The 12301-nt window shown below is 37.3% G+C and carries 14 protein-coding genes; 9 read left to right on the top strand and 5 right to left on the bottom strand.

The annotated features are described in order from the left end of the window. Nucleotides 1–34 precede the first annotated feature (34 nt). Nucleotides 35–370, bottom strand: a complete 336-nt coding sequence (locus tag G7092_RS13935) for a hypothetical protein (protein WP_166090292.1) — start codon at nt 368–370, stop codon at nt 35–37. 5 nt (nt 371–375) lie between these two features. Beyond that, the gene (locus G7092_RS13930; RefSeq protein ID WP_166090290.1) at nt 376–963 is read right to left on the bottom strand and encodes a recombinase family protein; all 588 of its coding nucleotides are present in this window, start codon (nt 961–963) and stop codon (nt 376–378) included. 392 nt (nt 964–1355) lie between these two features. On the opposite strand from G7092_RS13930, the gene G7092_RS13925 reads away from it, so the two are divergent. The 7 genes from G7092_RS13925 (at nt 1356) to G7092_RS13895 (ending at nt 6897) form a co-directional block, all read left to right on the top strand. Continuing rightward, the gene (locus G7092_RS13925) at nt 1356–1934 is read left to right on the top strand and encodes a Crp/Fnr family transcriptional regulator (RefSeq protein WP_166090288.1); all 579 of its coding nucleotides are present in this window, start codon (nt 1356–1358) and stop codon (nt 1932–1934) included. A gap of 101 nt (nt 1935–2035) precedes the next feature. Further along, nucleotides 2036–2890 (top strand): SDR family oxidoreductase, encoded by an 855-nt coding sequence (locus G7092_RS13920; RefSeq protein WP_166090286.1) that lies wholly within the window; start codon nt 2036–2038, stop codon nt 2888–2890. Between the two features lie 31 nt (nt 2891–2921). Beyond that, nucleotides 2922–3338, top strand: a complete 417-nt coding sequence (locus tag G7092_RS13915) for a nuclear transport factor 2 family protein (protein ID WP_166090284.1) — start codon at nt 2922–2924, stop codon at nt 3336–3338. 52 nt (nt 3339–3390) lie between these two features. Continuing rightward, the gene (locus tag G7092_RS13910; protein WP_166090283.1) at nt 3391–3963 is read left to right on the top strand and encodes an NADPH-dependent FMN reductase; all 573 of its coding nucleotides are present in this window, start codon (nt 3391–3393) and stop codon (nt 3961–3963) included. Nucleotides 3964–4006: 43 nt separating this feature from the next. Beyond that, nucleotides 4007–4624 (top strand): VOC family protein, encoded by a 618-nt coding sequence (locus G7092_RS13905; RefSeq protein WP_166090281.1) that lies wholly within the window; start codon nt 4007–4009, stop codon nt 4622–4624. Between the two features lie 33 nt (nt 4625–4657). Then, complete coding sequence (locus G7092_RS13900; protein ID WP_166090279.1) at nt 4658–5584, top strand: VOC family protein; 927 nt, start codon at nt 4658–4660, stop codon at nt 5582–5584. 104 nt (nt 5585–5688) lie between these two features. Then, entirely contained in the window at nt 5689–6897 is a 1209-nt protein-coding gene (locus G7092_RS13895; protein WP_166090278.1) for an epoxide hydrolase family protein, read from the top strand. Nucleotides 6898–7114: 217 nt separating this feature from the next. Here the strand turns inward: G7092_RS13895 and G7092_RS13890 are convergent, their stop codons facing one another. Both G7092_RS13890 and G7092_RS13885 read right to left on the bottom strand, forming a co-directional pair. Beyond that, complete coding sequence (locus G7092_RS13890) at nt 7115–7381, bottom strand: HigA family addiction module antitoxin (RefSeq protein WP_166090276.1); 267 nt, start codon at nt 7379–7381, stop codon at nt 7115–7117. A gap of 1150 nt (nt 7382–8531) precedes the next feature. Further along, nucleotides 8532–8894: a helix-turn-helix domain-containing protein gene (locus G7092_RS13885; protein WP_166090274.1), complete on the bottom strand. Its 363-nt coding sequence runs from the start codon at nt 8892–8894 to the stop codon at nt 8532–8534. A gap of 177 nt (nt 8895–9071) precedes the next feature. On the opposite strand from G7092_RS13885, the gene G7092_RS13880 reads away from it, so the two are divergent. Further along, entirely contained in the window at nt 9072–11147 is a 2076-nt protein-coding gene (locus G7092_RS13880) for a Mu transposase C-terminal domain-containing protein (protein ID WP_166090272.1), read from the top strand. 1 nt (nt 11148) lies between these two features. Then, complete coding sequence (locus G7092_RS13875) at nt 11149–11922, top strand: AAA family ATPase (RefSeq protein WP_166090269.1); 774 nt, start codon at nt 11149–11151, stop codon at nt 11920–11922. A gap of 60 nt (nt 11923–11982) precedes the next feature. On the opposite strand, the gene G7092_RS13870 is transcribed toward G7092_RS13875, so the two are convergent. After that, nucleotides 11983–12285: a hypothetical protein gene (locus tag G7092_RS13870; RefSeq protein ID WP_166090267.1), complete on the bottom strand. Its 303-nt coding sequence runs from the start codon at nt 12283–12285 to the stop codon at nt 11983–11985. Between the last annotated feature and the right edge of the window lie 16 nt (nt 12286–12301).

Below are 12301 nucleotides of genomic sequence, written 5' to 3'. Positions count from 1 at the left end.
TTGAAAGGATTTGATCGGGATGGTGTTATATTTTTTAAGGATTACTATTTTCGAATGTATTATATTCTGACAGTTCGATATTAACCATTTGTCTTAATTCAATGGCATAAATATCTACCGCTTCCCTTTTTGCCTCCCAATCATTATATCGATACGATCTTTTCAACTTTCCTATTTCCCCAAATCTTTTATAAAAAGTCTTTTCTTTTTGGAGATTTCTTAAACCTCTGGGACGTTTAGATTCTTTGTAATACAAACGGAAATAAACACCTTTTAATCCATTGAAAACGCTCTCGAAGGTTTCGTCGATAGCAAATATTTCTATTCCCAGCGGGTCATATATTGGGTTATCACTCTTTATTCCTGCCATAAAACCTATTTGTTAATTAATTGAGCAGTATTGTTGACTTGTTTTAAATATCTATAAAAAGTAGCCCGGCCAATATTCAATTCCATCAAAATTTCATCTACAGTTTTTTCTCCAGAATTATATAAGAGTGTTGCTGTCTTGGCTTTCGCTAATTTCTCTTTTGACAAACCTTTGGGCCTGCCACCAATTTTTCCTCTCGCCCTGGCAGCTGCTAGGCCAGCCTTTGTTCTTTGCCTAATAATATCTCTTTCAAATTCTGCGATGGATGCAAATAGGTTAAAGGTAAAGCGTCCGGTAGGAGTACTGGTGTCGATGCTGTCATTTAGACTTATGAAGTTTACATCCAGTTTTTGAAACTCACCTACTAAATCAATTAGATCTCGAAGCGATCTTCCTAAGCGGTCAAGCTTCCATACCACTACTTTATCACCAGGGCGTAGTACACTGATCATTTTCTGAAGCTCAGGCCTCTGGGTATTTTTACCAGAAATGTGTTCCTTGAAGATTTTATTACAACCAGCTTTCAAAAGATCGTCTATTTGTAAATCCAAATTTTGTTCTTGGGTACTCACCCTGGCGTATCCGATGATCATAATTTCTAATAAAGTATCATTAACTCAATCAAAGATAAATAAAATGAGAATGTTTTATGGTACGTTTTTTTGAGAATATATCCTCTCGGATTTTATATATGATAAAACTGAAAATTTAAAAGGAGAAATTTTTGATAAGGTGTCTCGTAAAAACGGAGGTTTTTTGGGAAATAGAAAATACATTTGGAGATTCTGAGAAGTGGATGTATGGTATATTATCTAAAGCCAATGACATCATTTTGTCTAAAACAAATCGTTACACTTTTGAAATGAAATCGAATAGGGCGTAATACATATTTCCTGTTATAAGAAAAACAATGATTCGTAAATGCGATATTGTTCGTTTACAACCTCCTGACTTTTATTGACAGGTCTTTTGTAACTTTACCAATATGTTCGATCGTTTCCGTAAATACCTTGAAAGTAAAACCCTTATTTCTGAAAGTGACTATCAACTTATAGAATCGGTTAGCATTATCAAAAAACTGCGTAAACACCAGTTTTTGCTGACCGAAGGCGATGTATGCACCTTTAATGCATTTGTATGTGATGGTTTTTTACGGAAATACAGCCTTGATGATAAAGGCGCTGAACATACCGTTTATTTTGCCATTGAAAATTGGTGGACAGCCGACCGGCAGAGTTTAATGGATGGTACTCCGTCGAAATACTATATCGAAGCTGTGGAAGACTCTGTCGTGCTGCTGATCAGTAAGTCAAATTACGAAATGATCTGTGAAAAGATCCCTGCGTTTAGAGATATGGTTAACCAGATATTGCAGCGAAGTTTAAACGCAACGCATGAACGTATCAACGCCACTTTTCAAGCAACTGCAGAAGAAAAATACAATCAATTTTTAAAATCTTTTCCCAATTTGGCCAATCGTGCACCCAGGCACATGCTGGCCTCCTATTTAGGCATTACCCCTGAAACACTAAGCAGGGTAAGAAAACAGGTATCTACTAAGTAATCCTGACAAGAATTTTCTTGATATCTATCAAGAGTTTTTGAATCAAATATCATTTTTTCCCCGATTGATGTGGCTGAACTTTGTGTTAAAGTTTATCAGTCATGTCAAAAGTAATTTTAATCACAGGCACCAGTTCTGGTTTTGGTAAGTTAACAGCAATCACTCTGGCAGCAGACGGTCATTGTGTTATAGCAGCCATGCGGGATACAAAAGGCAAGAACCTTAAGACCGCCATAGAACTATCAAAAGTTGACAACATTGAAGTTGTTGAAATGGATGTCAATAGCGATCAGTCGGTTGACGATGCCTTTGCTTATGTACTTAAACGCTACGGCAAAATAGATGTATTGGTAAACAATGCAGCCGTTACGGGGTTCGGTATAGCGGAGGCGCATACCCTGGATGTATTCAGGCGGATGTTTGAAACCAATTTTTATGGTGTTCTACGCACCTATTTCGCGGTATTGCCCTCTATGCGTGCTGCAAAATGCGGCCTGATCATTAACCTGTCAACCGGAGCAAGCGGCTTTTCCTTGCCTTACATGATTCCTTATATGTCCTCCAAGTTTGCTATGGAAACCCTGGTGGAGGGCATCGATTCGGAGTTGCGGGATTTTGGTATCGAGAATGTGTCTATTCCCTGTGGCGTCTACCCTACCGGCATGGCCGATAAAGGCGGTTTTAATGCAGACAAACCAGAGATTGCCGGCGAATACAAAGATTTTGATAGAAGAATGGCTGCTTTAGGTAATGCGCTGTTTGGTAAGATGGAAGAGTTTCAAATGAACCCGCAAACTATTGCTGACGGCATTAAAAACCTGGTAGACATGCAAAAAGGCTCTCGCCCGCTTCGCTATCCGCTGGATGCTGTCGCACAAGGGACAGACGAAGAATTTATTTCCGCGAAAACCAAGATCAAAAGAAAATGGGCTGTTAAATACGGCTTCGATATATAAACAGAAAATTAACACACATAAACATAATAACATGGAACTATCAAAAGAAAGTCAACAAACTCAGGAAGTGCTGAACGGTTTCTTCCAGGGTACATCACAAAATGATGTAAAGGCTATCGCTCAATATATTGCTGATGATATCGACTTCTACATCGCAGAATCGCCTTACATGCCCTGGACTGGTAAAAAAAGCGGCAAACAGGAAGTAATAACCGCACTACATCAATTAACGGATGCACATAAGTTAGCCGAAGATGATTTCGAAATGGATCATACGTTTATCGACGGGACTGAAGCTGCCGTTTTCGGCAAAGCTGGCAGGACAGTAAAAGCAACCGGCAAAAAATTCAAAGAGCCATTTGTTATGCGGTTCACCATTGTAAACGGTCTTATCACTAGGTTACTGATGCTGGAAGATTCTCATCAGATTGAAAAGGCTTTTAAATAAGACTAAGACTTAAAAATATCAGGGTCAAATACTAAAACTAAATAAACATATAATGTATAAAGTTAAAATCATATCATCAACAGTACGCCCTGGTCGTAAAGGGCCTGTCATTGCACAATGGATCGCCGAACAGGCTAAAGCTCAGGGTAACTTTGAAGTAGAAATATTAGATCTCGGCGAAATTGGCTTACCGCTAATGAATGAAGCTAATCACCCATCGATGAAAAAATACGAACATGAGCACACCAGGAAATGGAGCGCTAAAATTGAGGAGGCGGATGCTTTTATCTTCGTTACTGCCGAATACGACAATAGCTATCCCGCCCCGCTCAAAAATGCACTGGAATATCTTTTGGCCGAATGGAAATATAAACCATCGGGAATCGTAAGCTATTCATTGACACCGTTTGGCGGTGTAAGAGCCGTGGCCAGCCTGAAACAAGATCTGGTTTACTTTAACAATATGCCCGTTGCAGAACTGGTGAACATCCCGGTCTACAGTCAATATATCAACGATGATGGCGTATTTGCCGGCGACGAAAAACTAACAGGTTCAACAAAAACAATGCTGAACGAATTGCTTCGCTGGACAAAAGGCATGAAAGCCATCCGTGAAAACAATTAAGTTCATTCACATCATTAAACAGATAATTTTCAATCAATTCAACATGAAAAATAAATCATTAAAAACAATAGCGGCTATAGTGGCCATTATTTCTCTTTCCTTAACCGGTATAAAGCCGGCATCAGCACAAACACCAGGTCTTGTGGGGATGGATCACGTGGGTTTTAACGTTCCAAACCTGGATGAAGCGGTAAAGTTTTTTATCGATGTGCTTGGTTTTCACAAAGTTTACGAGGAAGGCAAATTGCCCCTTAATGCAGATGCTAAAAAAGCATTCAACATTCGCCAATCTGCTGAGGTCATGCATATTGCTATGCTGACAACCGGTACTGGCAGCAACATCGAGTTATTCGAATACAACTCACCCGAAAGAGATATGAAAAGACCAATGAACGATGACATCGGCTGGTATCATATTGCTGTTTATACCGACAACATGGATAAAAGTGTAGCCTATCTAAAAGCTAAGGGTGTAGAATTTATTGGCGCTCCGATCGAACACAAAACCGGGCCAAACGGCGGATTAACCGGCGTATACTTTAAAACTCCCTGGGGCCTGCAAATCGAACTGGTAACTTATCCAAGGGGTATGGAATACGAAAAAGCGCATCCCAGGTACAAATTATGGTCACCCAAAAATAACCGGGTGAAAAACCAATAAACGTTTAAAGAAAACTTCATTAATTAAATTATCATGAATACGAATCAAGCAAAACCAACGATAGCTGTAGGGATGGATCATGTGGGCATGAATGTACCAGATATGGAACAGGCATTGCAATTTTTCACAGAAGTGATGGGCTTTCATCACGTTACGGAGCTGGGTAAACTGCCGTTGGATGAGGCCTGGAAAAAACGTTATCACATCAGGCTGAATGCTGAAGTGGAAAAAGTGATCATGTTAAGGGCCGGCAACGGTAGCAGTCTCGAATTATTTCAGTATAAATCGCCCGAACGCAATATGGAAAGGCCTTTAGGCGATGATGTTGGCTGGTACCATTTAGGTTTTTACACTGATGACATTAATGCCAGTGTGGCTTATCTCAAATCAAAAGGTATTACCGTATTGAATGAGCCGATTACGGTTGCTGAAGGCGGCCCTAACACTGGTGAAACCTGGGTGTATTTCGTAACTCCGTGGGGATTACAGATCGAATTAGTTAATTATCGTGATGGTAAGGCTTATGAAAAAGAAAATCCCCCGGTTGTCCTTTGGTCGCCCAAAGATAACCGGGAAAAACCCGGTGTTGATCCGGTTCCATCTGCAAAAACCATTGAACTGGTGAACAAACATCTGCAGATCTGGACGGAAACAGATAACACCAAGCGTTTAGCTTTAGCTGAAAAAGTTTATGCTTATAATATCCGCATAATTGATCCGGGAGTAATTCTAAATGGTCGGGCCGAAGTCAGCAATTTTATTGGCGGCTTGCTCAAACAGAATCCCGGATTCGAATTCACTTTAGTTAAGCCGATTGAAACACACCATAATGCGGCTATTCTATCCTGGCAGTTTGGGCCCAAATCTAAACCTGACACCATTACCGGACAGGATATATTTACGATAGCAGAAGACAAAATCGTTTCCTTGTTAGTGTTTGTAGATGGTGTAACCAAATAATACAATGGATCTTTCTGGCAAAGTGATTAACCCGTTCCTTACCAGCCATCAGTTTCAATGTGGCTATTACAAATTATCTTGATTATTATTTATCACAAATCAAAATGAACTTACAATCTTTTAAAATTCATATTACTGAACAACAGTTGAATGATTTGCAAACCCGTCTTGATAATATCATTTGGCCAGACGAGCAGGATAATGCGGATTGGAGGTATGGGGTAAACATCAATTACCTCAAAGAATTGGTAGATTATTGGAGAACCGACTATAGTTGGCGACTGGCAGAAAAAAACATTAATTCATACCAACAATATAAAATCGAACTCCAAGGGGTACCTGTACATTTTCTTCACATAAAAAGCGGCGGAAAAAATCCTATACCATTAATCCTAACACATGGCTGGCCTTGGACTTTTTGGGATATGCACAAAATAATTGAACCCTTGGTGCGACCTGAAACGTTTGGCGCTTCGTCGGAAGATAACTTTGACTTAGTTATCCCTTCCATTCCCGGTTATGGTTTTTCTTTCCCCTCAGTAGGTGGTCAAAATTTCTGGACAACGGCTGATTTATGGCAGGAGTTGATGACAACTGTACTCGGCTATGAAAAATATGCTGCAAGCGGAGGCGACTGGGGTGCTTTGATCACCTCTCAATTAGGTCATAAATATGCAGACAGTCTCTATGGAATCCATCTGATGCACACGATGGAACTTAACCAGTTTAACATAGAAAAGCCATGGGATGTAACTGCTGGACATAAAACCGCCGACAACATGCCCCCTGAAATTCGCCAGCAAAGTCTGGATCGGATGAAAATATTTGTAAGCCACTATGCCGTGCATATACTTGACCCTCAAACACTGGCCTATGGCCTTCAGGATTCCCCAGTAGGTTTGTTAGCCTGGCTGCTTGAACGATGGGTTGCTTGGGGAGATCGGAATAATGCTCCGCACACCTCTCCATTTTCAAAAGCAGATATGATTACCAACGCTATGCTTTATTGGGCAACAGGGACAGTTGGTTCTTCACTTCGTTACTATGCCGACGCCGTAAAATATCCGTGGCAGGCTTCTCACCAGCGTTCTCCAATCATCGAGGCCCCCACAGCCATCACCTTTCTTGGCGGAGAGAACCCCATCGGTGTAACCACGAAGCAGCGTGTTAATGCTTTTAAGCAGGGGCCGAAAGCCAAGCTATATAATCTTGCATATCTAAATGCACATGATAAGGGTGGGCATTATGGTTATTATGAAAACCCCGAGGCTGTTATCCACGATATCCGAGAGATGTTCCGCCGCTTTAGGTAAATAAAAGCTTACTATTTGTTTTAGACAAAACGTAAAATCAGAGCATAAGTGACACAATTTGTTTTAGACAGCAAAAACATCGAAAAGCACCTCAAGCATGTCAGAACACAACTAATTGCTTCTAAATCATATTAAATAAAAAGACATCATTTGCTTTGGACAATACAATTTTAAAAACAAGATGAGCCGATTAAGACCATTAATCGGCTCATCTTGTTTATCTGCGATTATATTCCATTTGCATTCCTCGCCAGTAAGCGGCGCTTATATTCAAAAGCTGTTCAATCTTTAAAGCTGTTTTAGCGGATATATTTCGTTTACCAGCAAAGATTGCGCTTAAGTGATGTGGGCGTATCCCTAATGCCACTGCTACATCCTTTTTTATAAGGGCACGTTCTTTGATTTCCTCCAATAAAAATTCACCTGGGTGAAACGCTTCTATTGCGATTTCTTTTCCCGCATGATCTAATACTTGATTAATCATAGTTAATATATACTAATGGGAAAGTAAGTCCGGAAATTAGATATGCCATGCATTTTAAACCAAACTTCGGCTTTCAACACCAAAAGCCAGAGAAAATGTAACTCAAGATCAGAGTTTAAAAGAATCAATTGAAAATTATGGTCATCCTTAACATTTAACATATTGATTTTATGATGATATCTTTCTCGATCAATATCATCCGGGTAAGAATAGAAGTCACAATGTAAATAAAAATGGGAGTCACTTAATAGATGAAGAATGTAGAAGCGTTCGTCTATTATTAAATGTCCAAACTCTATTTTATCTGATTTCTGAAAGGAAGTATTTAAGCTCATTTCAAATTGATCTGTTTACCAAAAAAGAATCAACCTGCAGAAAATAAATATGGCGCAGGTCAATACTTATCCGTGTTAGAGGTACTGGTATACCTGACAAACGAAATAAGCAAGCCCACGCCAAAGCGTGAGCGTTGCGCTTATTCTCTCGTTTGTCTTAAAAATTACCAGTTTTCTAACACGAGATTCTATGCGAACGCAAAGCATTCAATATTTTTGCAGCATTTAGCCGCTTAATTTATAAGTTGTAAATGTAACAAAGTATAATCAGTTTTAAATAGTTTAACATAGCTGCCGTTAATATTGACCGTGAAATATTAATCTGTTCACCTTATTTATGTTTAACATAACTTCGGCCATGGGCGATAATTAATCAAATATTCAATAACTTTATAAAAGTATTTTGACAGCTGAAATATTAATATTTACGAAACCTTTAAAAAGACTTTTAGCGAGCCGGAATCTCAAAAGTAATTGCCAGGGCTGAATCCGCTAAAGACAAAGCAATTAAGGAAATAGTGGAAAGAAAAATCGAACATCTGGCTACAAAAGAAGATCTAACTAAGCTCAGTACAAAGCTATCCGACGTAAAGGTCCACGTGATCAAATGGATGTTTCTCTTTTGGATTGGGCAGATAGCAGTTATTGTTGGGCTTATCCTAGCAGTCTTAAAAAAATAAAACCATTCACGTTGAGTGGTCTTTTTGTTTTCTTGATTTTTATATTGGCCCATATTTTACCTTTTCTTTATTTTTAATAGATCGACGCTTCCCAAAAGATCTTAAGTCAATGCCGTGGCCAACTGCTCTGCCCCTTTAATCTGATGTTATCAACCTCACTTCTCTATGTTTGACATAATTGCTCATGACTTCGACCAGGGGCTTAATGTCTTGTTCGGGAAGCTGTTTTAGACGTTCCACTATTTCATCAATCTCATTGAGATTAAATGAACTCATAAATACATTTCCTGCCAAATCCTCATAACGCACATCTAAGGCTTTGCTTAGCGTTTTAATTACTTCCATTGATGGTTTAGCAATACCCTTCTCATATCTTGTTATTTGCACATTTGATACCCTTAATAATTCACCCAATTGCATTTGAGTCAGTCCCTTTTTTAAACGCAGTCTTTTTAGTCGATCTCCAAATTTCTCTTCTAGACTTTCCTGATCTTTCATATTTTGAAAATTTACTTAGAATCTTTATCTTTCAAATTGCAATTTACTGAAATATAGATAATTGCGCAATAAACATTAAAGTATATCGCAATATATATTAATGTATATCGGCGCTTTTTTCTGACAGTTAAGAGCTGTGTTTTTTCTTCAAAAGTTTAACCAATAATTTAAAAAAAGATGAAAAAAGTTATTTGTGAAAAACCGGGATTAATACTATGCGCGGACACTTTCTATCTAATGATTGATGATGTGTCCTTGTACTTTAATATTCCCAAAAAACTGACCGATAGAATCATTGATACTGTAATGGCGTGCGACCTTTTAAGAATACCAAATTTATTCTGGTTGAGATTTACCGATTTTCCTCAGGAAATAACGGATCATCCAAATTTTCCTACCAAAAATGAACTACATGCATTATACAAACTTAAGGGGGGAACGGCAGGATTTCAAGAGAATGTAATGAATATGGTAAAGGAGCAAATAATTATTGAAGCAAATCTTTCAAATAGGTATTCTCTTTTGTTTTTTAGGAAAATACAAAAAATAAATGACTTCCCTGTTCTTAAAGCGTGCAGGACATATGCCGTATTTTCTCATTTTAAGGAATTTAAAGTGCTTAGTATGGTTAATATGTTTTTATTGTATAACATGGTAGCCGATGAAGAATTTTTATTTCGGACAAATTCCCTTCGTGTATTTTCTAATAAATACAGATTGTTTCTAAATATAGGAATAGAAGCATTCATCCATAAAAATGTTAGTAATGCTAATGCGAAAAAGGTATCCAAAAAAGATTTGGATATCATTATGAGGGAGTTTCAAAAAGGAGATAAATTTAGCTTTAGTAAGTTATTGCGAGACTTAAATACACGCAGAATTGCCAGTGGAGAGGAACAAAGGATATCAAAATCAACTGTTAGAAGATATATTTTGAACAGCCCGGAATTTGGTATAGCCGATTTGACTAGAGAGGGCTCTGATGGAATTAAAAATATGATGACCCATGCACTCAGGGAGCAACCGGGATTTGCCGGTGATCAATATCAAATTGATGGTACCCGTCTAAATTTTCTGTATAAGGATGATGATGGTAAAAAAATTGGGGTGCTTTACATGGTGGTTGCCATTGATGTTTACTCAAAAAAAGTAGTTGGATATTCTTTGTCTCCATCGGAAACCTTTGGTAATTATATTGAAGCTATTAGAGTAAGTGTCAAAAATCATAAAATACTACCTGCAGAAATTTTAACTGACAATTTTCAATCGGGGCAAAATAAGATGTTTACAAGGTTTGTAGGTGATTTACAAAGTTTAGGCATCCGTTTTAAAAAACACAGACCTTATAACCCGCAAGCAAAGGGAAGTATTGAGAGCTGGTTCTTTTTATTTAATGAAATGTACTTAAAAGAATTCCCTGGGTATTTAGGTGATGGAATAAGAAGTAGAAGAAAAAACGGAAAACCAAACAGTGATTTATTAGCCAGTGCACGTAAGAAAAAAAATATCCGTACAAAAGAAGAATTGATTCAGGTTTTTACTGAAGCGGTTATTAATTATAATTCAACTTACGAGTTTAAAAACTCAACCCCCAATTTATTATTTGGTAACAGCCTACCGAAACATGTCGTACATCTTAATGATGTTACCCTTCCAATAGTGATGATGGAGTCTACACCACGAACAATATTGAAAAATAGTGTCGCTATAAATAAAAATGGGGTAACGTATGAATATATAATCTACGATTCAGACTTTCTAACTAAATATAGGAAGAAGGATATTATAGTAAGATATAATGTTATTGATAATAGCGAGGTATTGATTTATGATGATTCAGGTCTAAACTTACTATTAAGAGTTGGCTTACATTCAAGATTAGTTAATGCAGAAGTTAATCAGAGTGAAGATGATAGAATAGATATTTTCAAGTACACTCAAAGAAACAAACTGTTATTAAGAGAGCTTACTTCGAAAGTTGAAGATTATAAGAACTCGTTTAATAATATCCCAATCAATGCTGTTGATCATAAAATTGATACTAAAGAGAATATTCATTTAGCAGAGGAGAAATATTTGTTGGAGGCAGATAACAATAAAACTTCTGTAAAAGGCAAAATTGGAAAAAGGGATATCTCCCGGATCAAAAAACTGTCTTTAAAGAAAATAGATGTAACTAATACCGAAGAAAAAATTGTAGTCTCTTTTAAAGACATGTTTAAGGTGAAAGGATCAATTAAACGTTTGGACTAAAATGAAGTATCAATTTAATCCAAATGATTTTGATCTTGATGAGATTGTTAAAATCAAACAAGAGTTACATTTAGAAACAACAAGCTTTTTAACTATTATGAATGTTTGTGAAGACGCTTTAACTTATTCAGGTATGGTTGGGATAATTGGTGATACAGGTAATGGAAAAACCAATCCGCTAAAGTTTTTTAGTGAGAAACGTAGTAATGTTTATTATGTCCGTGTTTTGAAAAGTATGACACCGAAAAGTTTATTTAACCATGTTTTGGAAGTTTTAGGCATTGAGAATCGTTATAGTGAAAGTAATGTTTATAATATTATTAAAAGTATAGCGTACTATTTTAATTCTTTCCAATCAAATGCCTTGCTGATAATCGATGAAGCTGGTCGGTTGAGTAATAATAGTTTGATGCATTTTCATGACTTGAGAAATGAAACAAGTGAAAAGTTGGGTGTTGTTTTTGCAGCGCCAGGTTATTTTAAACTTAACGTTGAAAAAATGGTAAAAGGAAATATTCAAGGAATGCCGGAGTTTTATAGTCGAATTGAATTGTGGATTGAAATCGATAGTCCAAGCATAGAAGAACAAGTTGAGTTCTGCATCCACAGGGGGGTTAAGAGTGAAGACTTAATAATGTCAATTATAAAGGAAAATCAGAGCTTTCGGAGGTTGGCCAGTAAGCTGAAAAACTTTGGGAAAATGGCAATTCGTTATTTAAAAAATAATCCCGATAACCTGAAAGGCACTGAGTCACCCTCTGAAAAAGATATTTGATAAGCTGCTACAAAGCTATTTTTTGTAAAATGACTTTGTAGCAGCTGGGTTAAATGAGTCTTAGCCGGATTTTTCGCCCATTAATTTGGTGTATTCTTTAAATAGCACAATGCCTCGCCTCGCTTTGTGGCCTATCAGCTTCGCCTGATGCGAAAGTTGCTTAGATGCGATATTATTTCTAATTGTCACATTTTGTTTTGTACACACTACATAATTTGTTTGAACCAACTCAATCGGCTCCGATCCGTTACTCGTCGTTTTTTTTGTTTTTATATGTATAGCAAAATACCCTCCAAAAATGTTGAAAACTTTTTGGTGGTAGAAAGTGGTAGAAAGTGGTAAAAGTACCTTACTTTTACTCATTGAATTATGCCATAGT

It is taken from the genome of Mucilaginibacter inviolabilis (assembly GCF_011089895.1).
In the GTDB taxonomy this organism is placed as follows: domain Bacteria; phylum Bacteroidota; class Bacteroidia; order Sphingobacteriales; family Sphingobacteriaceae; genus Mucilaginibacter; species Mucilaginibacter inviolabilis.
This window is presented reverse-complemented; position numbering and strand designations above follow the sequence as displayed.